General features: G+C 66.0%; 20 protein-coding genes and 3 tRNA genes. 9 read left to right on the top strand and 14 right to left on the bottom strand.

Translation table 11 applies throughout. The features are described from left to right. Positions 1–49: 49 nt before the first annotated feature. From JS528_RS08300 to guaA, 8 genes are all read right to left on the bottom strand, one after another. Positions 50–122: transfer RNA gene (locus tag JS528_RS08300), tRNA-Ala, on the bottom strand. 41 nt (positions 123–163) lie between these two features. Further along, positions 164–236: transfer RNA gene (locus JS528_RS08305), tRNA-Ala, on the bottom strand. 185 nt (positions 237–421) lie between these two features. Further along, entirely contained in the window at positions 422–1,132 is a 711-nt protein-coding gene (locus tag JS528_RS08310; protein WP_214358604.1) for a histidine phosphatase family protein, read from the bottom strand. After that, entirely contained in the window at positions 1,129–1,527 is a 399-nt protein-coding gene (gene rsfS / locus JS528_RS08315; RefSeq protein WP_214358605.1) for a ribosome silencing factor, read from the bottom strand. Before rsfS ends, JS528_RS08310 begins: the two co-directional genes overlap by 4 nt. A gap of 129 nt (positions 1,528–1,656) precedes the next feature. Beyond that, positions 1,657–3,048: a bifunctional UDP-N-acetylglucosamine diphosphorylase/glucosamine-1-phosphate N-acetyltransferase GlmU gene (glmU, locus tag JS528_RS08320; RefSeq protein ID WP_214358689.1), complete on the bottom strand. Its 1,392-nt coding sequence runs from the start codon at positions 3,046–3,048 to the stop codon at positions 1,657–1,659. 103 nt (positions 3,049–3,151) lie between these two features. Continuing rightward, positions 3,152–3,222: transfer RNA gene (locus JS528_RS08325), tRNA-Gln, on the bottom strand. A 43-nt stretch (positions 3,223–3,265) separates the two neighbouring features. Continuing rightward, the gene (locus tag JS528_RS08330) at positions 3,266–4,285 is read right to left on the bottom strand and encodes a ribose-phosphate diphosphokinase (RefSeq protein ID WP_214358606.1); all 1,020 of its coding nucleotides are present in this window, start codon (positions 4,283–4,285) and stop codon (positions 3,266–3,268) included. 317 nt (positions 4,286–4,602) lie between these two features. After that, a complete protein-coding gene (gene guaA / locus JS528_RS08335) occupies positions 4,603–6,165 on the bottom strand; it encodes a glutamine-hydrolyzing GMP synthase (protein WP_214358607.1) in 1,563 nt (520 codons plus the stop codon). A gap of 457 nt (positions 6,166–6,622) precedes the next feature. Here guaA and JS528_RS08340 point away from each other — a divergent pair, with 457 nt between their 5' ends. Continuing rightward, positions 6,623–9,100 carry a phosphoketolase gene (locus JS528_RS08340; RefSeq protein ID WP_214358608.1) on the top strand — a complete coding sequence of 826 codons (2,478 nt, stop codon included), beginning with the start codon at positions 6,623–6,625 and terminating at the stop codon, positions 9,098–9,100. Between the two features lie 223 nt (positions 9,101–9,323). On the opposite strand, the gene JS528_RS08345 is transcribed toward JS528_RS08340, so the two are convergent. Then, on the bottom strand, positions 9,324–10,445 hold the full coding sequence (locus JS528_RS08345; protein WP_240541417.1) for a hypothetical protein: 1,122 nt from the start codon (positions 10,443–10,445) through the stop codon (positions 9,324–9,326). A gap of 222 nt (positions 10,446–10,667) precedes the next feature. Continuing rightward, the gene (locus tag JS528_RS08350; RefSeq protein WP_214358609.1) at positions 10,668–11,603 is read right to left on the bottom strand and encodes a DMT family transporter; all 936 of its coding nucleotides are present in this window, start codon (positions 11,601–11,603) and stop codon (positions 10,668–10,670) included. Positions 11,604–11,831: 228 nt separating this feature from the next. Here JS528_RS08350 and JS528_RS08355 point away from each other — a divergent pair, with 228 nt between their 5' ends. Next, positions 11,832–12,236, top strand: a complete 405-nt coding sequence (locus JS528_RS08355; protein WP_214358610.1) for a pyridoxamine 5'-phosphate oxidase family protein — start codon at positions 11,832–11,834, stop codon at positions 12,234–12,236. Positions 12,237–12,442: 206 nt separating this feature from the next. On the opposite strand, the gene JS528_RS08360 is transcribed toward JS528_RS08355, so the two are convergent. Beyond that, complete coding sequence (locus JS528_RS08360; RefSeq protein WP_420838209.1) at positions 12,443–13,978, bottom strand: THUMP-like domain-containing protein; 1,536 nt, start codon at positions 13,976–13,978, stop codon at positions 12,443–12,445. 143 nt (positions 13,979–14,121) lie between these two features. On the opposite strand from JS528_RS08360, the gene JS528_RS08365 reads away from it, so the two are divergent. From JS528_RS08365 to metF, 7 genes are all read left to right on the top strand, one after another. After that, complete coding sequence (locus tag JS528_RS08365) at positions 14,122–14,967, top strand: histidine phosphatase family protein (protein ID WP_214358612.1); 846 nt, start codon at positions 14,122–14,124, stop codon at positions 14,965–14,967. Positions 14,968–15,209: 242 nt separating this feature from the next. Next, a complete protein-coding gene (locus tag JS528_RS08370; RefSeq protein WP_214358613.1) occupies positions 15,210–16,160 on the top strand; it encodes a magnesium transporter CorA family protein in 951 nt (316 codons plus the stop codon). 43 nt (positions 16,161–16,203) lie between these two features. After that, positions 16,204–17,082, top strand: a complete 879-nt coding sequence (locus JS528_RS08375) for a transporter substrate-binding domain-containing protein (RefSeq protein ID WP_214358614.1) — start codon at positions 16,204–16,206, stop codon at positions 17,080–17,082. 104 nt (positions 17,083–17,186) lie between these two features. Next, on the top strand, positions 17,187–18,242 hold the full coding sequence (locus JS528_RS08380; protein ID WP_214358615.1) for a tRNA (adenine-N1)-methyltransferase: 1,056 nt from the start codon (positions 17,187–17,189) through the stop codon (positions 18,240–18,242). A gap of 78 nt (positions 18,243–18,320) precedes the next feature. Further along, complete coding sequence (locus JS528_RS08385; protein ID WP_214358616.1) at positions 18,321–18,878, top strand: SixA phosphatase family protein; 558 nt, start codon at positions 18,321–18,323, stop codon at positions 18,876–18,878. Positions 18,879–19,179: 301 nt separating this feature from the next. Continuing rightward, positions 19,180–21,486: a 5-methyltetrahydropteroyltriglutamate--homocysteine S-methyltransferase gene (gene metE, locus JS528_RS08390; protein WP_214358617.1), complete on the top strand. Its 2,307-nt coding sequence runs from the start codon at positions 19,180–19,182 to the stop codon at positions 21,484–21,486. Between the two features lie 212 nt (positions 21,487–21,698). Continuing rightward, positions 21,699–22,547, top strand: a complete 849-nt coding sequence (gene metF / locus JS528_RS08395; RefSeq protein WP_214358618.1) for a methylenetetrahydrofolate reductase [NAD(P)H] — start codon at positions 21,699–21,701, stop codon at positions 22,545–22,547. A gap of 185 nt (positions 22,548–22,732) precedes the next feature. On the opposite strand, the gene JS528_RS08400 is transcribed toward metF, so the two are convergent. The 3 genes from JS528_RS08400 to JS528_RS08410 all read right to left on the bottom strand — a co-directional run bounded on the left by JS528_RS08400 (position 22,733) and on the right by JS528_RS08410 (position 25,420). Next, positions 22,733–23,083 carry a hypothetical protein gene (locus JS528_RS08400; RefSeq protein ID WP_214358619.1) on the bottom strand — a complete coding sequence of 117 codons (351 nt, stop codon included), beginning with the start codon at positions 23,081–23,083 and terminating at the stop codon, positions 22,733–22,735. A 226-nt stretch (positions 23,084–23,309) separates the two neighbouring features. Continuing rightward, positions 23,310–24,227, bottom strand: a complete 918-nt coding sequence (locus JS528_RS08405) for an ATP-binding cassette domain-containing protein (protein WP_214358620.1) — start codon at positions 24,225–24,227, stop codon at positions 23,310–23,312. A gap of 23 nt (positions 24,228–24,250) precedes the next feature. Continuing rightward, positions 24,251–25,420: an ROK family transcriptional regulator gene (locus tag JS528_RS08410; protein WP_214358621.1), complete on the bottom strand. Its 1,170-nt coding sequence runs from the start codon at positions 25,418–25,420 to the stop codon at positions 24,251–24,253. Positions 25,421–25,453 lie beyond the last annotated feature (33 nt).

The raw sequence follows: 25,453 nt of genomic DNA on the forward strand, positions 1-25,453 counted from the left end.
ATAGCCCCGTATTGAGTTATGTGGTGAACAAGCCCTGCGGCTTGTTTCGTGGAGCTAAGGGGATTCGAACCCCTGACCCTCTCCATGCCATGGAGATGCGCTACCAGCTGCGCCATAGCCCCGTATTGAGTTATGTGGTGAACAAGCCCTGCGGCTTGTTTCGTGGAGCTAAGGGGATTCGAACCCCTGACCCTCTCCATGCCATGGAGATGCGCTACCAGCTGCGCCATAGCCCCGTATTCGGTTTTTGCCTTGCTCGTTGAGCCTCGTATACATTACGACGGCGTGCGGATTATGGCAAATACGGCGTGTCGCGCACGTGTCCTGCGTGTGAACCACATGCCATGAATCCGCACTTACGCCCGGAATTCCAACGTTTTTCAGTTATCGACTGCCGTTCTCGGACCGTGGGGTCGCGTCTTTAGCGCTCGCGCTCCCATTCGGGGGTGTCGGCCGCGGCAGGACCGTGGTTGTAGTCCGCGAGACGCCATCTGACCGATCCGTCGGGCATGTCCATCGGCACCAGACGCACCCAATGGGCGTTGCGCATCGAGGAGATGGTCGCGAACGTGGGGTCGACCTTGCTCAGGCCCAGCAGCGTCTGCAGCGTCTGGGCGATCCACGCGCCGTGCGAGAACATGAACAGGTCGGTGTCGTCGCCGGCACGCGTCGACCAGTCCTCGATCGCCTCGACGCCGCGTGCGCCCACGTGCTCCTTGGGTTCGGCTCCGTACTTGAGCTCGCCTCCGGTGTGGTGCATCCACGAGCGGAAGTCCTCCGGGTAGCGTTCGGCCAGCTCGCCGACCGCGTGGCCGTCCCAGTCGCCGAAGCTGCGTTCGCGCACGCGCGGATCGTCATGCACCTCGACACCCGCCGCGGCGCCGCCGAGCACGTCGGCGAACGCCTGCGCGGTGGCGTGGGCGCGGGAGAGGTCCGAGCTGACGATCAGACGGCCCGTGACCTCCGGACGCTGGTCGACGTACGTGGACTTGAGCCATGCGGCGGTCTGGCGCACCTGCCATTCGCCGACGGCGTCGAGCGGGATGTCGACCTGTCCCTGCAGCTTGTGGGCCGCGTTGTAGGAGGTGCGCCCGTGGCGCACGAGGAAGACGGAGCGAACGTGCCGGGTCATCGCTGCGCGCTTTCCGAGGCGCTTTCCGGGTGCTCGAGCTCCAGATCGATCTGCGGGCAGTCGCGCCACAGACGCTCGAGGCCGTAGAACTCGCGCGACTCCTCGTGCATGACGTGGATCACGTAGTCGCCGTAGTCGAGCAGCACCCACTGGCCCTCGGTCAGGCCCTCGCGCTCGCGCGGCTGGCGTCCGCCGCACTTGAGGTAGAGGTCCTTCTCGATCTCCTCGGCCACGGCGAGCACCTGGCGCTCGTTGGACGCGCCGGCGATCATCATGATGTCGGTGATGCCGAGCGGGACGGTGACGTCGAAGGCCACGATGTCGGTGGCCTTGACGCGGTCGGCCGCCTGGGCGGCGATGCGGATGTCGTCGATGGATGACTGCAGTGCGGGCATGGATCTCCTCTATGCGTGTATGCGTTGTGGTTGTGTCTGTGGTGTCTCACGGCCGGGCCGTGACGGAACCGGGCGTGCCGCCTTGCGGTTCGCGCGGCGGCACGCCAGCGGAGGGCGGGGCGGGACGGCTCAGCGCTCCCAGGCGGGCTTCCAGCCTTCGACGTTGTGCTGCGTGTTCTCGGAGTACACCATCGTGTCGTCGGGCACGGCGTGGCGGATCACGCTTCCGGCGCCGGTGGTCACGTTGTCGCCGACCTCGACGGGCGCGACGAACAGGTTGCCCGCGCCGACGTGGCAGCCGGCGCCGATGCGCGTCTTGTTCTTGTGCACGCCGTCGTAGTTGGCGGTGATGGTGCCGCCGCCGATGTTCGTGTGGTCGCCGAGCGTGGCGTCGCCCATGTAGCTCAGGTGCGGCACCTTGGTGCCGTTGCCGATGTGCGCCTTCTTCATCTCGACGAACGCGCCGGCCTTCGACTCCTCGCCCAGCTCGTTGCCGGGGCGCAGATAGGTCCACGGGCCGATGTTGGCGGCGCGGCCGATGTGGGACTCCTGCACGCGGGAGCGCTCGACCGTCGCCTCGGCGTCGATGGTCGCGTCGATCAGCGTCGTGTACGGGCCGACGACGGCCTCCTCGCCGATGACGGTGTGGCCCTGCAGGAAACAGCCGGGCAGGATCACGGCGTCGCGGCCGATCTCGACGTCGTCCTCGATCCACGTGGTCTCCGGATCGAGGATCGTGACGCCGCCGCGCATCCACGCCTCGCAGATGCGGCGGTTGTGCGCCTTGGCGAGCGCGGCGAGCTGCACGCGGTCGTTCACGCCCTCGACGCTCAGGGGATCCGGCGCGGTGAACGCGCCGACGGTGCCGGCCGAGCGTGCGGTCTCGAGCGCGTCGGTCAGGTAGAACTCGCCCTGCGCGTTGTTGGACTTGAGATCGGCGATGGCGCGGGTGAGCAGCTCGGCGTCGAACACGTACACGGACGTGTTCACCTCCTGCACGGCCAGCTCGCTGCGGTTGGCGTCCTTCTGCTCGACGATGCGCAGCACGTTGCCGTCGCGGTCGCGGATGATGCGGCCGTAGCCGGTCGGGTCGTCGAGCACGGTCGTCAGGACCGTGGCGCCGTTGCCGGACTCGGTGTGGAAGGCGACGAGCCTCTCGAGCGTGTCGGCGTCGAGCAGCGGCATGTCGGACGCGGCGATGAGCACGGGGCCCGAGATCGGGCCGTCGGCGGTCAGCTGAGCCATCGCGCACTGCACGGCGCGGCCGGTGCCGGGGATGTCGTCCTGATTGACGATGGTGACCGACTCGTCGTAGGAGCGGGCGGCGGCGGCCACGCGCTCGGCCTGGAAGTGGACCACCACGGCCAGGGTGGCGGGGTCGAGGGCCCTGACGGAGTCCATCACGCGGTTGAGGAAGGTCTTGCCGGCGAAGGTGTGCAGCACCTTCGGCTTCTTGGAACGCATGCGGGTGCCTTCTCCCGCGGCGAGGATGATTGCGGCGGTCAATGCCGAGGATGCCATGAGCGTGTCGTTTCCCTTCACTGGCTGGATGATGATGTGCTTGTCCAAGCACCTAACAATAGACGGCCGACCGGATGAGTACCGGTCGGCCGTCTAAGGGATGTTCCCCCACCTGGATTCGAACCAAGACAAAGGGTTCCAAAGGCCCGTGTGCTGCCATTACACCATGGGGGAGCGGCGGAGCGATGTCCGCCAAGTGTTCATTTATACCATAAGGTCAGGCGAAGAGGAAACCCTGACCGTGGTGTTCGGGGTACGTGTCGAACAGCTCGGCCACGGAACCGTCCTCGAACACGGCGCGGATGGCGCTCGCCAGCAGCGGCGCGATCGACAGGACGGTCAGACCGTCCCAGCGCTTCTCCTCGGGAATCGGCACGGTGTCGGTCAGGACGACCTCGCGTGCGCCGCACTCCTTCAGGCGCTCGACGGCGGGGCCGGAGAGCACGCCGTGCGTGGCGACGACGGTGACGGACTTGGCACCCGCCTCCTTCAGGACGTTGCACGCGCCGGCGATGGTGCCGGCGGTGTCGATGAGGTCGTCGACGAGCACGCAGTCCTTGCCCTTGACGTCGCCGACGACGCGGTTGGCGACCGCCTGGTTCGGACGGGTGATGTCGCGGGTCTTGTGGACGAAGGCGAGTGGGCCGCCGCCGAGGCGCTGCGCCCACTGCTCGGCCACGCGGATGCGGCCGGCGTCGGGGGAGACGACGGCGACGTTGTCGAGCTGGCCCTCGAAACGGTCTCGGATGTAGTCGACGAGCACCGGCATGGCGATGAGATGATCGACCGGACCGTCGAAGAAGCCTTGGGACTGCGCGGCGTGCAGGTCCACGGACATGATGCGGTCGGCGCCGGCGGTCTTGAGCAGATCGAAGACCAGACGGCAGGAGATGGGCTCGCGGCCGCGGTGCTTCTTGTCCTGACGGGAGTATCCCAGCATCGGGCACACGGCGGTGATGGAGCGGGCGGATGCGCGCTTGAGCGCGTCGATCATGATGAGCTGCTCCATGATGGCCTTGTTGATCGGCTTGTAATGGCTCTGGAGCACGAACACGTCGGCACCACGCACCGATTCGGTGTAGCGCACGTACATCTCGCCGTTGGCGAAGTCATAGGCGGTGGTTTCCAGCAGGTCGATGCCGAGCTGTTCGGCGACGTCCTGCGCGAGTTTCGGATGAACCCTTCCCGTAACGAGTATCAGGTTCTTGTCGGGCTTCCCTTCGAGGATTGCGCTCACCGTATCTCCCAAACGTCATTTGAAGTTTTCGCTTGCGTCATCCAGTGTAATGGCCAACGCCGACCGTGGGACGTCGCGGATGGCCGGAAGCGGTGGGACGGCTGGCTCCCCTCGGCCCGCGTTCGCGGACGGATCCCCTCGACGAGCGGATACGGGAACGATGAAGGGGCATCCCATGCGGATATGGGATGCCCCTTCATCGTTCGAATCAGACGCCGAATAATCGGATGATGCGTGCGGAGGCCGCCGTCCGAGGCCGAAGGCGTACGAAGGTACGTCGAGCGCCGAGGAAAGGCGGCATACGCTCCATCAGCCGATTATTCCCATTCGATGGTTGCCGGGGGCTTCGAGGTGCAGTCCAGCACGACTCGGTTGATCTGGCGGCACTCGTTGGTGATGCGCGTGGAGATCGTGGCGAGCACGTCGTAGGGCAGACGGGACCAGTCGGCGGTCATGGCGTCCTCGGAGGAGACGGGGCGCAGGACGATCGGCGAGCCGTAGGTGCGCTCGTCGCCCTGGACGCCGACGGAGTGGACGTCGGCCAGCAGCACGACGGGGCACTGCCAGATCTCGCGGTCGAGGCCGGCCTTGGAGAGCTCCTCGCGGGCGATGGCGTCGGCCTCGCGCAGCACGTCGAGGCGCTCGCGGGTGATCTCGCCGACGATGCGGATGCCGAGGCCCGGGCCCGGGAACGGCTGGCGCCAGACGATCTCGTCGGGCAGGCCGAGCTCGGTGCCGATGGCGCGCACCTCGTCCTTGAACAGGGTGCGCAGCGGCTCGATGAGCTGGAACTTGATGTCCTTGGGCAGACCGCCGACGTTGTGGTGGCTCTTGATGTTGGCCGCGCCGTCGCCGCCGCCGGACTCGACGACGTCGGGGTAGAGGGTGCCCTGCACGAGGAACTTGACCTCCTTGCCGCGGGCGCCCGCCTCCTCGAGGACCTGACGCTGGGCCTTCTCGAAGGTGCGGATGAACTTCTCGCCGATGATCTTGCGCTTGCGCTCCGGCTCGGAGACGCCCTTGAGGGCGTCGAGGAAGTCGTCGGCGGCGTCGACGGTGATCAGGCGGATGCCGGTGGCCTCGACGAAGTCGTGCTTGACCTGCTCGACCTCGCCCTTGCGCAGCAGGCCGTGGTCGACGAACACGCAGGTGAGCTGGTCGCCGATGGCCTTGTGCACGAGGGCCGCGGCGACGGCGGAGTCCACGCCGCCGGACAGGCCGCAGATGACCTCGGCGTCGCCGACCTGCTCGCGGATCCTGGCGACCTGATCCTCGATGATGCTGGAGGCGTCCCAGTCGTCGGGCAGACCGGCGCACTGGTGCAGGAAGGTCTCGATGAGCTCCTGGCCGCGCGGGGTGTGCTTGACCTCGGGGTGCCACTGCACGCCGTAGAGCTTGCGGGACTCGTCCGCCATCGCGGCGACGGGGGCGCCCTCGGTGTGGGCGAGCACCTCGAAGCCCTCGGGGGCGGTCTTGACGGCCACGCCGTGGCTCATCCAGGTGCTCTGCTCGGCCGGGGAGCCGGCGAGGATGCCCTCGGCCCTGTCGATGACGGTCTCGGTCTTGCCGTATTCGCCGAGGGCGGCCTTGTCGACGTCGGCGCCGAGGGCGTAGGCCATCGCCTGGAAGCCGTAGCAGATGCCGAGCACGGGCACGCCCGCCTCGAACAGCTTCCTGTCGACGCGCGGGGCGCCGGGCTCGAAGACGGAGGCCGGGCCTCCGGAGAGGATGATCGCCTTCGGATCCTTCGCCAGGATCTCGTCCACCGGCATCGAGTGGGGCACGAGCTCGGAATATACATTGGCCTCACGCACGCGGCGGGCGATGAGCTGGGCGTACTGGGCGCCGAAATCGACGACGAGCACAGGACCTGTTGCCATGGAAATTCCCCTAACGTTTATCGGGATGTAACTTGATGACTGTTCCGTCGATTATCCCCGTCGAGCCAGACAAGGGAAACGAGCGCAATTCATGTTCGGAAAACGAACAAAACGAAGGGGGGTGTCTCGCCAACACGCCGGCAGTGAACATAAAGAAACGAACGTGCCGCTTCGTTGGAAAATGGCGGATTGCGGCGAAATTCCAACGTTTTCATCGTCGGTTTGTGGAAATTTCATGCGCACAATCGGCCGGCTAATTCACACAAAACCAGCAATTTTCGGCACATTTCCGAACATACCCGCAAGAAATCGTTCAAAAGTCGCGTTGTCCACGTACCATGACTGGTGATTGGAAGCGGGAAACCCTGTAACCGCAAGGTTATGGAGGTCTCGCGACCGAAACAGAAATAATCAATCGCGCGCGACCCCCGTCGTGCGCAGGAGTACAGGAGTACACATGACGAGTCCTGTTATTGGCACCCCCTGGAAGAAGCTGAACGCTCCGGTTTCCGAGGAGGCCCTCGAAGGCGTTGACAAGTACTGGCGCGTTGCCAACTACCTCTCCATCGGCCAGATCTACCTGCGTAGCAACCCGCTGATGAAGGAGCCCTTCACCCGCGAGGACGTCAAGCACCGTCTGGTCGGCCACTGGGGCACCACCCCGGGCCTGAACTTCCTGATCGGCCACATCAACCGCTTCATCGCTGACCACGGCCAGAACACCGTGATCATCATGGGCCCGGGCCACGGCGGCCCGGCCGGCACCTCGCAGTCCTACCTGGACGGCACCTACACCGAGACCTTCCCGAAGATCACCAAGGATGAGGCCGGTCTTCAGAAGTTCTTCCGCCAGTTCTCCTACCCGGGCGGCATTCCGTCCCACTTCGCTCCGGAGACCCCGGGCTCCATCCACGAGGGTGGCGAGCTGGGTTACGCCCTGTCCCACGCCTACGGCGCGATCATGGACAACCCGTCCCTGTTCGTCCCGGCCATCGTCGGCGATGGTGAGGCCGAGACCGGCCCGCTGGCCACCGGCTGGCAGTCCAACAAGCTCGTGAACCCGCGCACCGACGGCATCGTGCTGCCGATCCTGCACCTCAACGGCTACAAGATCGCCAACCCGACCATCCTGTCCCGCATCTCCGACGAGGAGCTCCACGAGTTCTTCCACGGCATGGGCTACGAGCCGTACGAGTTCGTCGCCGGCTTCGACGATGAGGACCACATGTCCATCCACCGCCGCTTCGCCGATCTGTGGGAGTCCATCTGGGACGAGATCTGCGACATCAAGGCCACCGCTCAGACGGACAACGTCCACCGTCCGTTCTACCCGATGCTGATCTTCCGCACCCCGAAGGGCTGGACCTGCCCGAAGTACATCGACGGCAAGAAGACCGAGGGCTCCTGGCGTTCCCACCAGGTGCCGCTGGCTTCCGCCCGCGACACCGAGGCCCACTTCGAGGTCCTCAAGAACTGGCTCGAGTCCTACAAGCCGGAGGAGCTGTTCGACGAGAACGGCGCCGTCAAGGAGGACGTCCTCGCCTTCATGCCGAAGGGCGAGCTGCGCATCGGTGCCAACCCGAACGCCAACGGTGGTGTGATCCGCGACGATCTGAAGCTGCCGAACATCGAGGACTACGCCGTCAAGGAAGTCGAGAAGTACGGCCACGGCTGGGGCCAGCTCGAGGCCACCCGTCGTCTGGGCGTCTACACCCGCGACATCATCAAGAACAACCCGCACGACTTCCGCATCTTCGGACCGGATGAGACCGCCTCCAACCGTCTGCAGGCCTCCTACGAGGTCACCAACAAGCAGTGGGATGCCGGCTACATCTCCGACGAGGTCGACGAGCACATGCACGTCTCCGGCCAGGTCGTCGAGCAGCTGTCCGAGCACCAGATGGAAGGCTTCCTCGAGGGCTACCTGCTGACCGGCCGTCACGGCATCTGGAGCTCCTACGAGTCCTTCGTCCACGTGATCGACTCCATGCTCAACCAGCACGCCAAGTGGCTCGAGGCCACCGTTCGTGAGATCCCGTGGCGTAAGCCGATCGCGTCCATGAACCTGCTGGTCTCCTCCCACGTCTGGCGTCAGGACCACAACGGCTTCTCGCACCAGGATCCGGGTGTCACCTCCCTGCTGCTGAACAAGTGCTTCCACAACGATCACGTCATCGGCATCTACTTCGCCACCGATGCGAACATGCTGCTGGCTATCGCCGAGAAGTGCTACAAGTCCACCAACAAGATCAACGCCATCATCGCCGGCAAGCAGCCGGCCGCCACCTGGCTGTCCCTCGACGAGGCTCGCGCCGAGCTCGAGAAGGGTGCCGCCGCTTGGGATTGGGCCTCCACCGCGAAGTCCAACGATGAGGCCGAGATCGTCCTTGCCGCCGCCGGCGATGTCCCGACCCAGGAGATCATGGCCGCCTCCGACAAGCTGAAGGCCATGGGCATCAAGTTCAAGGTCGTCAACGTGGTTGACCTGCTCGCTCTGCAGTCCGCCAAGGAGAACGACGAGGCCCTGACCGACGAGGAGTTCGCCGACATCTTCACCGCCGACAAGCCGGTGCTGTTCGCGTACCACTCCTACGCTCACGACGTGCGCGGCCTGATCTACGATCGCCCGAACCACGACAACTTCAACGTCCACGGCTACGAGGAGGAGGGCTCCACCACCACCCCGTACGACATGGTTCGCGTGAACGAGATCGATCGTTACGAGCTGACCGCCGAGGCCCTGCGCATGATCGACGCCGACAAGTACGCCGACAAGATCAACGAGCTCGAGGCCTTCCGTCAGGAAGCCTTCCAGTTCGCGGTCGACAACGGCTACGATCACCCGGATTACACCGACTGGGTGTACTCCGGCCTGAACACCTCCGAGAAGGGTGCCGTCACCGCCACCGCCGCGACCGCCGGCGACAACGAGTGAGCTGACTCCATCTCGTTAGAGTTCTAGCGGAAGGGGCTTGGGAGCAATCCCAAGCCCCTTTTCGTATGCCGTGCCGGTTCGGACCCGTCCCAGGCTCCAACGGCGTTCGGGTCCCACTCCGTCCTCCGTATCGTTCCGGATCGTCGGTACGCTCTCAACCCATACGAAAATGGCTCCAGGCGCATTGCCTGGAGCCATCATCGTATCGGCGGGATACCGGCAATCAGTTGGTGGTGCCGGTGGAGCCGCTCGTGGAGCCCGAGGAGGAGCCGGTGGAGCCGCTCGTGGAACCCGACGTGGATCCGGAGGAACCCGTCGAGCCGGAGGAGCCGGTGCCGGTGGAGCCGCTCGTGGAGCCCGAGCCGGTGGAGCCGCTGGACTCGCTCGAGGAGCTGCCGGTGGAGCCGGACGTGGAGCCCGAGCCGGTGGAGCCGCTGGATTCGCTCGAGCTTGAGTTCGAGCCGCTCGAGGAGCCGGAGGTGGAGCCGCTGGATTCGCCGGAGGAGCTGCCGGTGGAACCGGACGTGGACGAATCGCTCGAATCATTGGAATCGGTAGTGCCGCCCGACTCGTTCGAATCGGCGTCTTCCGAGGTCGAACCGGTGCCGTCGTGGCCCTTCATGTCGCCGGGCTTGTCCGGCGCGGTCGGCGTGGTGTCGTTGGACGAATCGTCGGTCGTGTCGTTGTCGTTCGTCGTGGTCGTCTGCGTGGTGGTGGTCGGACGGACCACGTCGCGCACGACCGTGTCGGTGCCGTTGCCGTTGGTGAACAGCAGCACCAGACCGGCTGCGAAGGCCACGCCGATCAGACCGGAGACGACGGACACGATGATCGCCATGCGCTTCGGATCGATGCGGCGGGTACGCTTGCGGCGGATCTCGTCGACCGTGTAGGTGCTGGTGTTCGTGGCCGGCAGACCGCGCTTGTCGGCGGTCGGGGCGTTCGAGCTGACCGAACGCGGGGCGCGCGCGGCGCCGGCGGCAGCGGCGATGATGGTCGTCGCGTCGGCGTCGAGGGCATCGGAGGAATCGGACTGCGACGCGCCGTCGCCGGAATCGGCGGTCTTCGCGGCGACCGAGGCGTCGGCTCCGCCTTCGTCGGTCGCGCCGTCGGCCGTCTTCTCGTCATCCGACGAGCCGCCCGGGGCGATGGCCTGCAGCTTCTCGCCGGAGGCCTCGAGCACGTTCTTGTAGACGTTGGAAGCCACCGTGGAGATGATGTAACTGGCGGCGGCGCCGATCACCGAGCCGCCGACGCCGATTTTCGCCGATAACAGGAACGAGGTGACCGCGGCGAGCGAACCCGCCACGATCTGGGAAATGGAAAGACCTTTAATAAACTTCATCAGAGTAGAAAATAGCCGGTCGGATGAGGGAACGCCCGGGACATTCATGAAATATGCCGAATACTTTCATGGATGTGTGTAAATCTCCACATATCGGCCGACACTACGGAGCGGACGGGGTCGGAGGAGCGCCGGCTCCCGTCCGCTCCGGCCCGCTCCGACCTCTCGACGACGTAGTCGAACCGGCTCCTCCGCGGCCGGGAAGTCCCGGACGGCAAGGCATCAGTTGCGGTGCAGCGAATGCCTCGTCGGCTTGATGACGGACAGCAGCACGGCCGCGAAGATCAGCGCGAAGCCGACCAACGAGCTCCACGTGATGCGCTCGCCCCAGAACAGGGCCGAGAACGAGACCGCGAACAGACTCTCCGTGCACATGATGATCGACGCCTGCGAGGGCGGCACGTGCGCCAGACCGATGTTCTGCATGATCTGCGCCGCCATCGTGGCGCCGAGGAACAGGTACAGCACGCTCGCCACCACCGACGGCGCCAGCCATCCGGAGTTCGGCATGGGCTCGGTGAACACCGCCCCGACCAAAAACAGGACGCCGGCCACGGCGAACTGCACGAACGTCACGGCGATCGGGTCGAAGCGCTTGGTGTATACGCCGAGACACGTCAGATTGAACGAGAAGACGACCGCGGTCGCGATCGTCAGCCAGTCGCCGACCGACAGGGACAATGACGCCCCGTCCTTGAGCGAGACGAAGCCGACACCGACCAGACAGATCGCGCCGGCGACCAGATTGACCGCCTTCGGCCGCACCTTGGACACGATCCACGTGGCGAACGGCGTGAGCACGCAGTACGCGGCCGTCAGGAACGCGCTTCGGCCCGGCTCGATGGTCTGCAGGCCGATGGTCTGCGTGACCATCGTGCCCCAGTAGGTCAATCCCACCACGAGCGCCGGAACGATGATCGACGGTCTGAGGAACGGTACGATGTGCCGGTGGAACAGGGCCAGCATGCACAGGCACGCGCCCACCATGCGCAGTCCCATCAACCACTGCGGCGGGATGGCCTCCATCGCGAATTTGGCGAGCAGATAGCTGCCGCCCCACAGCGCGGCGCAGGAGAGCAGCATCAGACGCGCGAGGTTCGGCGGGAAGGAGCGCGACCAGCGACTGCGCAACGCGCCGATTCGTTCTGCCAGACCCATGGCGACAACCTCGTTTCCTTCCGCTTCCATGACGACATACATACGATACGGCCGCGCGGGCCGCGACATGCTCGGGACGGATGCGCGTGGTGCATGGGATGGCTCCTTGTCGGACCGCCTGAAGGTGAGCATGCTCACAGCGCAGTTTCGCCATGTCATGCGGCGGATCGAGGGCCGATTGGGTAAGGTGGTGCAAGGATACCTACGTCATGTCGAAAGGATGTCACTATGGCAACGCTCACCGATGAGATGAAGACCTTCATCGAGAACAACCTGGGTTGGGTCTCCACCGTCTCCAAGGACGGTCAGCTCGACCTCGGTCCGAAGATGTCGCTGTTCGTGCTGGACGACAACCACATCGCCTACCACGAGCGCACCGCCGGCCAGGCCTACGAGAACCTCAAGGACGGCTCCCCGCTGGTCATCGCCTTCGCGAACCTCGCCGAGAAGAAGGGCTACCGCTTCCGCGGCAACGTCACCCTGCACACCGACGACGCGATCTACGAGGAGCAGGTCAAGGTCGCCGAGGAGAAGGGCACCAAGAAGCCGGCCGTGATCCCGGTCCTCGAGATCACCGAGATCCAGAACCTCGCCTCCGGCCCCACCGCCGGCAAGACCATCGTCAAGGACTGATTTTTTGAGGCTTCCGAGTCCGTCCGGATCGGTTCCGTCGGCGACCTGCCGATAGGGAACGGATCCTCCGGCCCGGTGAAGCCGCGATGCGAGGGCGGTCCTCCCCAGCGGAGGGCCGCCCTCGTCGTATTCGACCGCCGTCGAGGTCGACCCGACGGATTCGAGATGATTCGAGCCGTTGCGGTCGTGCCGGTTGCCGTCCCGTCCTACGCCTTGCGGCACCTGATGACGAGATGTCGGCCATGCGCGTCGGTGGTGGCGAAGAGATAGACGTCGCCGCCGTCCTTGAGCTTGAGTTTTCTGCGCAGGGCGGCGACGGGAAGCGGGAAGTTGCGGGTCGCGATGTTCGCGTGCGTGAGCCCGTTGAGGGCGGTTTTGAGTTCCTTCCTGTTCATCGTGGCGATGCGTTCGATGACGAACGAACGACCGGGGAAATCCGCGACCGGCTCGGACGAGACGAACAGGTGACTGTTCGCCCCGATCCGGCGCACGCCGAAGCATGCGGACAGCTCGTCGAAGCATCCCGCCTTCATGATCGAGGCGTTCGGCTCGTACAGATACCGTGCATCGGGCAGGAGCCGTGCCTCGGATCCCGCGGAATGCGCCGTGCGCCGGTCACATCCCGCCTCCACCGTGGCCGATCCTATAGGAACGGACGTCCGGGAGCCGGAAACGGCTTCGGAAACGCCCGATACTGCGGAATCGGATGTCTGAGAGCCCGAAACGGCCCCGAGTGCGTCCGATCCCGCAGTATCGGACGTTTGACGGGGTCGGATGGAGGCTGAAACGTCGGATACTGCGGAATCGGACGTTCCCGGGGTTCCGGGGGCCCCGAACACGAAGCGCTGGGCGTCGTTCACGCAGGTGACCCGCGGCTCGGCGTGCACGTCGCGTGCGACGACGAGCAGCAGCTCCTTGCACTCGTTGCCGGTGGAGACGATGTGCACCTCGGAGACGTGACCGGCGAAATCGTCGACGGTCTTGTGCCAGTCGAGCATCGGGGAGAGCTTGACCATCACATGCGGGGCCTTGGCGAGGAGACGGTCGAGCATGCCCAGCACGTCCGGTGTGCAGTCGGCGATCGCGTACGTGCGCGCGCCGTGCGCGTCGCGTCGCGCCGGATCGAGGAAGACCAGCGTCGCCTCCGGCATCGCGTCGAGGAAATCCTCGGCGTCCGCGTTGACGACCTCGGCATGGGGCAGTCCCAGCGCGGGCATGTTGTGCTCCGCGATCGCGCACAGGTGCGGCTGTCGCTCCACGTAGACCGCGCGGTCGAACGCGCGCGCCATGTACGAGAAATCCACGCCGAACCCGCCGGTCAGATCGACCAGCGTCGCGGGGAAGGGACGGGCGCCCACCGCGTCCACGCGGGGCGCATCCGTATCGGCCATGCCCGTGCCCGTCGCATCCGGGCAGACGCATCCGTTCGAAAACGAGTGCCCGGGCGTGCCCTGTGCACCGGAACACATGGACCCGCCGACCAGACGTCGTGCCAGATCCGCCTTGTACCGCGCGGTGAACTCGGATGAACACTGCTCCATCGACAGGTGCGGCGGGTACCACACGTCGTCGTGCGCGGCCCAGTCGGGCAGCTTCGTGCGGGCCGTCTGCCATCCGGCGATCTGCTCCAGCGCGACCGTCAGGTCGACGCCGTCGGGTCGTCCCGCGTGCAGCGCCAGCTCGCGCACGTCCTCGTCTCGGTGCGCGGCGACGAACGCGCGCGTCTCATCGGAAATCATCACCATGCCATTCTACGTGGGGCGACCGCCCCGATCGGGGCCGAGGAGACATCGCCGACGAGACGGGGCGCGTGTGCCGGGCCGTGATGGCCGACGGATGTGGGAGACTGGACGCGGAACCGAGAACCGTACGGAAGGGATCGACGATGATCGACGAAGTGGTGATGCTCAGGCACGGGCGCACGAACTACAACCTGAACCGGCGTCTGCAGGGGCAGATCGACGTGCCGCTCGACATCGTCGGGCAATGGCAGGCCGACCAGTCCGGGCTCGCGCTCGCCGGCCGCTACTACTGGGCGAAGGTCGCCCGTCTCGCCGCGCATCCGGAGTACATCGCGCAGCCCGGTCCCGACGCGGCCGAACGCACCAGCATCGACGAGTACCGCGAGGCGCCCGCCGCCCGCAGACGGATGGTCGTCAGAAGCTCCGATCTGTTCCGCGCGCTCCAGACCGCGCACGCCTTCGCCGACCTCCTCGGCCTCGATGTCATCCCCGACGCGCGGTTGCGCGAGCGCAGCTTCGGCGCGTGGGAGGGCATGACCCGCGAGGAGATCAGGGAGTCGGACGCCGCCGCATACGACTCGTGGAAGAACCGTACCGGCGGCGAGCTCGCGTACGGCGTCGAAAGCCGCAGGGCGCTCGGCGCGCGAGGCGTGAAGGCGTTGCTCGACATCATCGCGGACCCGCGGTACGCGGACGACGTGCCCACGACGCTGATGATCGTCGGCCACGGATCGTGGATCGTCGCCACGATCAGCGAGCTGCTCGGCATCGATCCGGACGCGATGGACGCGCTCGGCGCGATGCGCAACGCCCACTGGAGCCGGCTCAGGGTGCGGTACACGGTCAACGGGCGGGCCGTCGATCCGCCGATGTGGGAGCTGCTGGAGCACAACCACGGCCCCGCGATCGCCGCCGAGGGCGATTGGGAGAACGGTCCCGCCGACCTGCACGGGCCGCACATGCCCGAATGGACGCCGATCACCTGGTGAGTCCGCATTCCGGAAGCGATCGTCCCCATCGTGGGCCGTGACGGTCCGTGACGTGGTCCGTGACGCGGCCGCGGCGGTGAATTCACGGTGAATTCGCGTCCGACGGCCGACCCGTGCGGGCGGTGCTCCCCACGTGGGACTAGACTTGTCGAGGTTTTCCCGTGGCGCCGACAGGGGCCGGCGCGAGGACGGGAACGGCCGGAGGACACGACGATAAGCGCAGCGGAAGGCGGGTGAAGACGATGTTGAGGATGTTCAGCACCATGAATGGTCAGGTGGAACGCATCGACAAACCCGAGAACGGCTCCTGGCTGTGCCTGAGCGAGCCCACCGACGTCGAGCTCGCCACCGTCGCCTCCGAGACCGGCGTCGACCTCGCCGACCTCAGGGCCCCGCTGGATGACGAGGAGAGGTCGCGCGTCGACGTCGAGGACGACTACACGATGGTCATCGTCGACATCCCGACCGTCGAGGAGCGCGGCGGACGTGACTGGTACGAGACCATCCCGTTGTCGATCATCGTCACCGAGCACCTCATCATCACCGTGTGCATGCAGGACACCCCGGTGCTCCACCCGTTCATGGAGGGCACGATCCGCGGGTTCAACACGTACATGCACTCGCGGTTCATCCTGCAGATCCTGTACCGCAACGCCACGATGTACCTGCGCTACCTGCGCATCATCGACCGCGAGAGCGACAAGCTCGAACTCAAGCTTCGCCATTCGATGCAGAACCGCGAGATCGTGATGCTCATGGAGCTGTCCAAGACCTTGGTCTACTTCACCACCTCCCTCAAATCGAACGAGATCGTGATGGAGAAGCTCAACACCCTGCAGCGCATCAAGCAGTACCCGGACGACGAGGACCTGCTCGACGACGTCATCACCGAGAACAAGCAGGCCATCGAGATGGCCAACATCTACAGCGGGGTCCTCGCGAACATGACCGACGCGTTCGCGTCGATCGTGTCCAACAACCTGAACAACGTGATGCGCATCTTCACGATCATCTCCATCACGCTGTCCATCCCCACGCTGATCTTCTCGATGTACGGCATGAACTTCCAGGAGGGCATGCTCGGCATGCCGCTGAGCGACAAGCCCTGGGGCTTCGCGGCCATCATCCTGATCTCCATCGTGCTGTCGATGGTCGTCACCTGGTTCCTCACCCGTTCGCGCATGTTCAAGTGACGGTCCCGATGACGGAGCTGACGGCGGCACGGGCGGTGCGGCGATGAGCGCGGGACGCGTCGCGCCGGCCGTGCGCCGCGCCTGCGCCGCGGTGCTGGTCTCGGCGCTGACGGCCACTGCAGCCGGATGCGGCGGCGCCCCGGAGACGTTCATCCAGCCGGAGGGCCCCACCATCGCGATCGGCGTGGCCGCCGACGAACCGGGGCTCGCACGCTGGCACGACGGCACGTATGCGGGATTCGAGGTGGAGATCGCCCGGTACGTGGCCAAGAAGCTCGGCTACGCGAACAAGCAGATCGTCTTCAAGCAGGTGATGCCGTCCAACCGACTCGACCTGCTAGACGACGGGACCGTCGACATGGTCGTCGCCGGCATGCCGATGCCCGACGACGCGGACGCGGATTCGTCGGCTGACGGCGGCGCGGGAACGGACGGAACGTCCGACGACGGATCGGACGCCGTCGCCTACGCCGGACCGTATCTGACCGTCTCGCAGGGACTGCTCGTCCGTCCCGACGACGCCGGGACGATCACGGACGTCGCCGCCCTCGCCGGACGCGACGTGTGCGTGGTCGCCGGTTCCGGCGAATCGCTGCTCGCCGAACAGCCGAAGGCGAACACGCGCGAGCGCGACACGTACCCGCAGTGCGTCACCGACCTGATGGTCGGCACGGCCGACGCCATCGCCGGCGACGACGTCGTGCTCGCCGGACTGGCGCGATCCCAGGGCGCGGGGCTGTCGCGACCGGTGAGCGGCGTCGCCTACGGCGGAACGCGGTATGGCGTCGCGCTGCCCGCCGGCGCCGACACCCTGGCGCAGAACGTCGAGGCGGCGCTCAAGGACATGCGCGAGGACGGCTCGTACGCGGCCGCCCTGCGTACGCTGCGGGCCGATACCGGCTGGCGGCCGGGCCGCACATAGGCCGCGCCGCCGCTCCCGAGCCTTCGATAGGATGGGAAGCCGGCTTCCGGCGGACCTCCGGACGCCGGACGATCATCGTACGGACACGGGATGGGAGAGAAACGATGCGACGCGGGCCTTTGCAGGCGGGCGAGAAGGTGCAGTTCACCGACCGCAGGAACAAGAAGATCACCGACCAGCTGGTGCCGGGCGGCTCCACGCAGACCGAGCACGGCCTGATCCTGCACGACGACGTGATCGGTTCGACCGAGGGCGTCGTCGTCACCACGGTCACGGCCAAGTGCGAGGCCCAGATCAACCAGCTGCATCCCGAGCGCGACGCGTCCAAGCCGTGGAAGGCGGCGCGCGCGATCGGCGGATGGCAGTACGCGGTGATGCGTCCGCGTCTCGCCGACTACGTGCTCTCCATGCCCCGCGGCGCGCAGATCATGTACCCCAAGGACATCGCGCAGGTCATCCAGCTGGGCGACATCCGCACCGGCCACCGCGTGCTCGAATCCGGCGCCGGATCGGGCGCGATGAGCCTCAATCTGCTCGATGCGGTGGGGGAGGGCGGCCGGCTCACCACCATCGAGATGCGTCCCGACTTCGCGCGCGTGGCCGAGGCCAACGCGACGGTCTACTACGGCCGCCGCCCGGAGTGGTGGGACCTGCGGACCGGCGACTTCGACTCGGTCGCCGCCGAGCTGCCGGAGCACCACTACGACCGCATCATGCTGGACATGCTCGATCCATGGAACCGTCTCGAGCAGGCGTACCGCGTGATCGCCCCCGGCGGCGTGCTCGTCGCCTACATCACCACCACCACGCAGATGAGCCGCATGGTCGAGGCTCTGCGCGAATCGGGCGTGTGGACCGAGCCGGCCGTGCAGGAGACGCTCGAACGCAGCTGGAAGGCGCAGGGCCTCGCGGTGCGTCCCGATCATCAGATGATCGGTCATACCGGCTTCCTCGTCGTCTCGCGCGCGATGGCCGAGGGCTTCACCGCGCTCAAGAAGCGCGAGCGCGCCACCAAGGACACTGTCACCGACGTGGACGAGCTGACCGCCGAGGAGCGCGAGGCGCAGCTCGAGGACCTCGAACTGCGCGACATCTCCGACCGCAAGCTGCGCAAGGTGCTGCGCGATCTGGATCGCATGGTCGACGCGCTCGAATCCTGATCGGGTGATCGGGAGCCGGCGCTTCCGGACGGGGGAGCGCCGGACGGGGGCATACGGGCGGGACTATACTTGACCATCATGGGAGCCAATCCAAACAAGGTGGCCAAGCGAGCCAAGGACTACAAGCACATCCTGATCATCATGCGTCATGCGAAGGCCGAGCCCTTCCACGCCGAGGGCGACTACGGTCGTGAGCTGACGTCCAAGGGGCTCAAGCAGGCGAAGAAGGTCGCCAAGGGGCTTGCCGACATGAAGCTCGATCCGGACATGATCGTCTGCTCGGCCGCCGCCAGGGCGCGTCAGACCTGCGGGAAGATGCTCAAGACCTTCGGGGACAAGCCCAAGGTGGACTATCACCAGAGCCTGTACGAGGGCGGCGTGCAGTCCGTGTTCGACGAGCTCTCCCACGCCAAGGAGAAGACACGCGTGCTCATGGTGCTCGGCCATGAGCCCACCGTCTCGATCGCCAGCCAGTGGATCGCCTCGTCCGACTCCGATCCCGAGCGTCTCGACCTGCTCAATCTGGGGCTGCAGACCGCCGGCATCGTGATCTTCGGCTCGGACAGGCCGTTCGACCAGTGGCAGGTGCACTCGGGCGATCTGCTCGCCGTGATGAGCTCCTCCGACTTCGACTGATTCGGCCGTCGCCGTCCGTCTCGTCCGTCGCCGGACGTCCGCCGGCCCGATCGGGGACGACCGATGGACGTCGCGTTCCGGCATATGGGCGCGACATCCATCGCCCCCGCGCACTCCTCGTATACTGGCGTCGATGTTTCCCGCCGATCGTCTCCCACACGTGCTGCGAAGGGTATGAAACGGCGGTATAAAGCCGATTTATAGCGACACTTCCATGTCGTTGATGACCCTGATTTAGGACGTGTTTGATAGGCTGGGCGGGTTGAAAAGCCGTTTGCTAACGAAGCAGTATGGAGGATTCATGACTGCACTCACGTCCGTGTCCGGATTCCCGCGCATCGGTCAGAACCGAGAGCTCAAGAAGATCATCGAGGCCTATTGGAAGGGCAACGCCACCCTCGACGACGTGCACGCCACCGCCAAGGAGCTGCGCGCCAAGCACTGGAGGATCCAGGCCGAGGCCGGCGTCGATCTGATCCCGAGCAACGACTTCAGCTACTTCGACCAGCTGCTCGACACCGCCATCCTGCTCAACGTCATCCCGGAGCGCTACCGCAACCTCGCCTTCGAGCAGCCGGAGGAGACGCTGTTCGCGATGTCCCGCGGCTACCAGGGCGACAAGGGCGACGTCACCGCCCTGCCGATGAAGAAGTGGTTCACCACCAACTACCACTACATCGTGCCGGAGATCGAGCCGTCCACCGAGATCAAGCTCAACGGCACCAAGCCGTTCGACGAGTTCAACGAGGCCAAGGAGCTGGGCATCACCACCAAGCCGGTGCTCATCGGCCCCTACACCTTCCTCAAGCTCTCCCGTGACGACAACGCCCAGGAGATCGACTACTCCGAGGAGCTCGTCGCCTCCGTGGCCGCCGTCTACGCCGAGGTCATCGCCAGGTTCGCCGAGCTGGGCGCCGAGTGGATCCAGATCGACGAGCCGTTCCTCGTGCTCGACAAGCAGCCGGGCGACGTGGAGCTCTTCAAGAACCTGTACTCCAGGATCCTGCCCGCGCGCGACGGCAAGATCAAGGTCCTGCTCAACACCTACTTCGGCCACATCGCCGACGTGTACGAGACCGTCAACGCCCTCGGCTTCGACGGCATCGGCCTCGACCTGAACGAGGGCAAGGACGAGAACCTCGCCGCCGTCTCCCAGTACGGCGTCGCCGAGGGCACCACCATCTTCGCCGGCGTGGTCAACGGCCGCAACATCTGGCGCAACAACTACGCCGTGAGCCTCGGTCTGGTCGATGCGCTCAAGCAGGTCACGCCGAACGTCGCCGTCTCCACCGCCAGCTCCCTGCTGCACGTGCCGTTCAGCACCGAGGGCGAGACCGCCCTCAAGCCGGAGGTCCTCAAGCACTTCGCATTCGCCGTCGAGAAGCTCGGCGAGCTCAAGGAGATCGCGGTCCTGGCCGACTCCTCCGACGAGGAGCGCAAGGCCTCCGCCGCGCTCGCCGCCAACCAGGATCTGTTCGACGGCACCCGCGTCGCCCCCGACGCCGCCGTCGCCGAGCGCATCGCCGGCCTCACCGACGCCGACTTCGTGCGTCAGCCCGCCCGCGCCGAGCGCCAGAAGCTGCAGCGCGAGGCCCTCGGCCTGCCGCTGCTGCCAACCACCACCATCGGCTCCTTCCCGCAGACCCGCGAGATCCGCGCCGAGCGCGCCAGGTTCCGCAAGGGCGAGATCACCAAGGATGCCTACGACGAGTTCATCAAGGCCCAGATCGACGCCTGCATCAGGCATCAGGAGGAGATCGGCCTCGACGTGCTCGTCCACGGCGAGTTCGAGCGCAACGACATGGTCGAGTACTTCGGCCAGAACCTCAACGGCTTCCTGTTCACCAAGAACGCATGGGTCCAGTCCTACGGCACCCGCTGCGTCAAGCCTCCGATCGTGTGGGGCGACGTCTCCCGCGCCAAGCCGATCACCGTCGAGTGGTCCGCGTACGCGCAGTCCAGGACCGACCACGTCATGAAGGGCATGCTCACCGGCCCGGTGACCATCCTCAACTGGTCCTGGCCGCGCGAGGACATCACGCACGAGCAGCAGACCCAGCAGCTCGCCCTCGCCATCCGCGACGAGGTCCTCGACCTCGAGGCCGCCGGCATCAAGGTCATCCAGATCGACGAGGCCGCCCTGCGCGAGAAGCTGCCGCTGCGCAAGACCGACTGGCACTCCAAGTACCTTGACTGGGCCGTGCCGGCGTTCCGTCTGGTGCACTCCGCGGTCAAGCCGACCACGCAGATCCACACGCACATGTGCTACTCGGAGTTCAACGACATCATCCGCGACATCGACGCGATGGACGCCGACGTGATCTCCTTCGAGGCCTCCCGCGGCGACCTGGTCGTCCTCGACGCCATCCACGAGGCCAACTTCGAGACCGAGGCCGGCCCGGGCGTCTACGACATCCACTCCCCGCGCATCCCCTCCGAGGAGGAGATCGAGGAGCGCATCGGCGAGATCCTCAAGAAGATGGACGTCGAGAAGGTCTGGATCAACCCGGACTGCGGCCTGAAGACCCGTGGCGACGCGGAGACCTGGCCGAGCCTGGAGCATCTGGTCGCGGCGGCGAAGGCCGTGCGCGCCAAGCTCGCGAAGTGAACCCGGTCATGGATAAGTAAATAGTTTCCAGCGGTGGGGCTGGGCGATATATGCGATACGCGACACACTCAAGGCCGTTCGGCCAAGCCTACGGTCGCGTTTCGCATATATCGCCCAGCCCCGTTCCGTTGGTATGTTGCGTTTTGTTCGACGTGGTGAGGCTCATTGGCGCGCACTTGCAGCGTTTGAGCGGAAAGGGATAAGGGATAGACATGCACAAGCCGATGTTTTCGTTGGAGGTGTTTCCGCCTAAGAGGGACGCTCCGGTGGGGACGATCTACGACACGCTGGACGGGCTGCAGGGGCTCGATCCGGACTTCATCTCGGTGACGTACGGGCACGGCACCCACGCCGACCGCACGGCCACGGCGCGCATCGCCAACACGATCCGCAAGGAGTACCGCATCCCGACCGTGGCGCATCTGACCGCGCTCTACTCCGACGAGGCCAAGGTCGACGAGGCGTTGGAGATGTTCGAGCATGCGGGCGTCGGCGGCGTGCTCGCGCTGCGCGGCGACTACATCGAGGGCGAGGAGCCGGTCGGCGTGTTCGATCACGCCATCGATCTGGTGCGGTACATCCGCGAACGCAGGCCCGACCTCAAGGTGTTCGGCGCATGCTATCCGGAGGGCCACATCCAGGCGGAGTCCCTCGATAAGGACATCGAGCATCTCAAGGCCAAGGTGGACGCCGGTGCGAGCCATCTGATCTCGCAGCTGTTCTACGACAACGAGGACTTCTACCGCTTCCTCGACAAGGCGCGCGCCGCCGGCATCGACGTGCCGATCGAGGCCGGCATCATGCCGATCTCCGGTGCCAAGTCGCTGCGTTCGATGGCCGAGAAGAACAACACGCGCGTGCCCGCGGTCGTCGAGGCGCTGCTCGACAAGTGGGGAAGCGACGTGCCCACGCTGCGCGAGGCGGGCATCAACTACGCCTCCGCGCAGATCACCGACCTCGTGGCGCACGGCGTCGACGGCGTGCACCTGTACACGATGAACCGTCCCGCCACCACCCGCCGCATCTGGCGCAACGTGCGCCCGCTGTTCACGGAGGCGTGATTCAAAGCGGAAGATGCGACCCGTCGGCGAGGCGCGATTCGCATGCAGTCATGCCGCCGACTCCGGGGTTGTCACCCTCCGCTCCGGGATTTGTAACGCTTTTCCGTTACAAATCCCGGAGCGGAGGGTGACAACCCCGGAGTGGAGGGTTATGTTCCCGGAGTGACGATCGTGGTGGCTGGGGGCTACCGGTGCTTCTTGCCGCCCTTGGCGGGCTTGGCGCGCTTGAGCGGGGACTTGGGCTTGGCGGGGGCGAGCTGCGGGAAACGCTCCAGACCCCAGCGGTGCAGCGGCGGGATCTTGGCGACCAGCACGCCGGCCAGCATCGCGAGGATCGCCACCCAGGAGGCGAAATCCTGCTTGGTGAAGATCAGCACGATCACCAGTCCGACGCCGATGATGCCGAGGAACTGCGAATACTTGTTCTGCTCCTCGGTGAGCTGGTCGACCTTCATCGGAATCAGACCGAAGAACAGGCCGATGACCACCGAGACGATGGCCACGATGACGGTGACCGTGATTTCCAGACTGCTCATTGCAGATATCCCTTCGTAAATTCGTGAAACCATGCGTGAGACATGGGCGACATGACGCGCACGGATCATCGTGCCGTCGTGCGACTGCGTTCAGTCTAACGCACATGAGGCGCGCGCCGTCGCATCACGGCGGTCCGACCGGCCGAAGCGCGGGCGGCGGGCCGGATCATGGCGGACCCTCCGCGCCCGCACTCGATCCCGACCTCGAACGGCCGATCGGGGTCGGCTACTCGTTCCCTGCCCAGTAGCCGTCGTCCTCCGCCTGGCTCTCCTCCAGCGCGGCGCTCATCGTGCGGTCGATGCGCTTGCGCTGACGGACCATGCTCGAATACTTCGGGTCCTCGGTGATCTCCTCGTACTCGTGCTCGGTGGCCACGCCTGCGATCTCGGCGATGATCTCCTCGTACGAGGTCTCCACGGTGCGGTGCACGCCGGTGATGCGCCCCTGACGGATGACGACGATGCGGTCGGACACCGCGAACACGTCCGGCAGGTCGTGGCACACCATCACCACCGTGCGGCCCTCCGAACGCAGACGCTTGATGTAGGAGAGCACCTCGGCGGTCTGCATCACCGACAGCGCCGCGGTCGGCTCGTCGAGCAGGATGAGCTTCGGGTCGTTGAGCAGCGTGCGCGCGATCGCCACGGTCTGGCGTTGGCCCACCGACAGCGAGGAGATGGGGGAGCCCACGCGGATCGCCGAGCTCAGGGTCTTCATCACCGAGCGCGCCCGGGAGTTCATCGACTCGTCGTCGCGCACGCCGCCGAGGTTGATCTCCTTGCCGAGGAACAGATTCGCCGCGACGTTGAGGTTGTCGCAGAACTCCTGGCCCTGGAACACCGAGGCGATGCCGAGACGGTCGGCCGCGCGGATCGAGGGGATCACGACCTCCTCGCCGTTGAGGTAGATGTGGCCGAACCCCGGTTGCAGGAACCCCGCGACGACCTTGATCAGCGTGGATTTGCCCGCGCCGTTGTCGCCCACGATGGCGACGACCTCCTGTCGGCCGATGTCGAGGTTGACCGACTTCAGCGCCTCGACGAAGCCGAATTTGACGCAGATGTTCTCGAGCCGCAGCAACGGCTGCCTCGAGGATCCGCCCGTCCGCCCGGCACCGCCGGCGTTGACGCGTTGTCCGTTCATTCGTTCCCTTTCGTCTTGTGCGCTCAGCGCGCCATGTCGTTGCGCGACGAGTACTCCACGGCCACGAGCGCGCCTCCCAGTGCGGCCGCGTCGGTGGGGTGCGCCGACAGCCTCACGTCGATGGGTGCCACCGCGTCGGGGAACAGCATGCGCTGCAGCGCCTCATCGAAGGGTTGGGAGAAGATGTCGCCGGCCAGCGACAACGTGCCGCCGAGCACCACGATCTCGGGGTCGACGCTGATGCACAGGTCGGCCACCACCTGGCCGATGCGCACGGCCGCATCGGCGATGACGCGTCGGCATCCGGGATCGCCGTCGTTGGCCTTGGCGACCAGATCCTCGAGGGTCATGTTGCCGTGCGTCACGCTCAGCAGCTGCACCAGACGCTCCTCGGAGACCACGGTGTTGAGGCAGCCGCGGTTGCCGCACGCGCAGATCGAGCCCAGCGGATCGACCTGGATATGGCCGATCTCGCCGGCCAGGCCGGTCACGCCGTGCAGCAGCGTGCCGCCGATCGTGATGCCGGCGCCCACGCCGTCGCCGGTGCCGATGTACACGAAGTTGCGCTTGCCGACCGCGACGCCCATGCGCGACTCGCAGAACGCCGACAGGTTCGCGTCGTTGTCGACGTACACCGGGCATCCGAACGCGGTCTTCAGCGGCGTCCTGATGTCGACGCCGTCCCATCCGGGCAGGATGCCGGGGATGGCGATCATGCGGTCGGCCGTCGCGACCGGGGCCGCCACGGCCACGCCGATGCCGACCAGCTCGTTGACGTCGGCGTCGATGTTGTTCAGCGTCTCGTTGACGAGCACCATCGCCCGGTCCAGCGTGACGTCGGCCTTGTGGCCGAAGGGGAGCGGCAGCGTGTGCTTGGCGATGATCGACTTCGCGAAGTCGACGATGACGAGCGTCAGCTGCCTGCGTTCGACCCATAAACCCAGCCCGAGACCCTGATGGCGGGCGAGAGCGACCAGCGTGGCCCTGCGGCCGTTGCGCGTGGTGCTCTTCGTCTCGAGTTGCTCCTCATCGACGAGCTGATGGACGAGCGTGGAGACCGTCGCCGTCGACAGCCCCGTCACCTCCGCCAGCTCGACCTGCGTCATGGCGCCGAACTTGTGGAGACTGTCCAGCAGCTTGGCGCGATTCGCTTCTCGCAGCGAGGTCTGTGAACCGAATAACCTTGTTGCCATACGCCCCCAGTGTAGTCACGGGGCCGCGGACTC

The organism is Bifidobacterium santillanense (assembly GCF_018555385.1).
GTDB classification, from domain to species: Bacteria; Actinomycetota; Actinomycetes; order Actinomycetales; family Bifidobacteriaceae; genus Bifidobacterium; species Bifidobacterium santillanense.

Coding starts and splice junctions, on each gene's coding strand:
- JS528_RS08310 (WP_214358604.1), bottom strand. CDS start 1,132: ATGACCCGGCACGTTCGCTCCGTCTTCCTCGTGCGCCACGGGCGCACC.
- rsfS (WP_214358605.1), bottom strand. CDS start 1,527: ATGCCCGCACTGCAGTCATCCATCGACGACATCCGCATCGCCGCCCAG.
- glmU (WP_214358689.1), bottom strand. CDS start 3,048: ATGGCATCCTCGGCATTGACCGCCGCAATCATCCTCGCCGCGGGAGAA.
- guaA (WP_214358607.1), bottom strand. CDS start 6,165: ATGGCAACAGGTCCTGTGCTCGTCGTCGATTTCGGCGCCCAGTACGCC.
- JS528_RS08340 (WP_214358608.1), top strand. CDS start 6,623: ATGACGAGTCCTGTTATTGGCACCCCCTGGAAGAAGCTGAACGCTCCG.
- JS528_RS08345 (WP_240541417.1), bottom strand. CDS start 10,445: ATGAAGTTTATTAAAGGTCTTTCCATTTCCCAGATCGTGGCGGGTTCG.
- JS528_RS08350 (WP_214358609.1), bottom strand. CDS start 11,603: ATGGGTCTGGCAGAACGAATCGGCGCGTTGCGCAGTCGCTGGTCGCGC.
- JS528_RS08355 (WP_214358610.1), top strand. CDS start 11,832: ATGGCAACGCTCACCGATGAGATGAAGACCTTCATCGAGAACAACCTG.
- JS528_RS08365 (WP_214358612.1), top strand. CDS start 14,122: ATGATCGACGAAGTGGTGATGCTCAGGCACGGGCGCACGAACTACAAC.
- JS528_RS08370 (WP_214358613.1), top strand. CDS start 15,210: ATGTTGAGGATGTTCAGCACCATGAATGGTCAGGTGGAACGCATCGAC.
- JS528_RS08375 (WP_214358614.1), top strand. CDS start 16,204: ATGAGCGCGGGACGCGTCGCGCCGGCCGTGCGCCGCGCCTGCGCCGCG.
- JS528_RS08380 (WP_214358615.1), top strand. CDS start 17,187: ATGCGACGCGGGCCTTTGCAGGCGGGCGAGAAGGTGCAGTTCACCGAC.
- JS528_RS08385 (WP_214358616.1), top strand. CDS start 18,321: ATGGGAGCCAATCCAAACAAGGTGGCCAAGCGAGCCAAGGACTACAAG.
- metE (WP_214358617.1), top strand. CDS start 19,180: ATGACTGCACTCACGTCCGTGTCCGGATTCCCGCGCATCGGTCAGAAC.
- metF (WP_214358618.1), top strand. CDS start 21,699: ATGCACAAGCCGATGTTTTCGTTGGAGGTGTTTCCGCCTAAGAGGGAC.
- JS528_RS08400 (WP_214358619.1), bottom strand. CDS start 23,083: ATGAGCAGTCTGGAAATCACGGTCACCGTCATCGTGGCCATCGTCTCG.
- JS528_RS08405 (WP_214358620.1), bottom strand. CDS start 24,227: ATGAACGGACAACGCGTCAACGCCGGCGGTGCCGGGCGGACGGGCGGA.
- JS528_RS08410 (WP_214358621.1), bottom strand. CDS start 25,420: ATGGCAACAAGGTTATTCGGTTCACAGACCTCGCTGCGAGAAGCGAAT.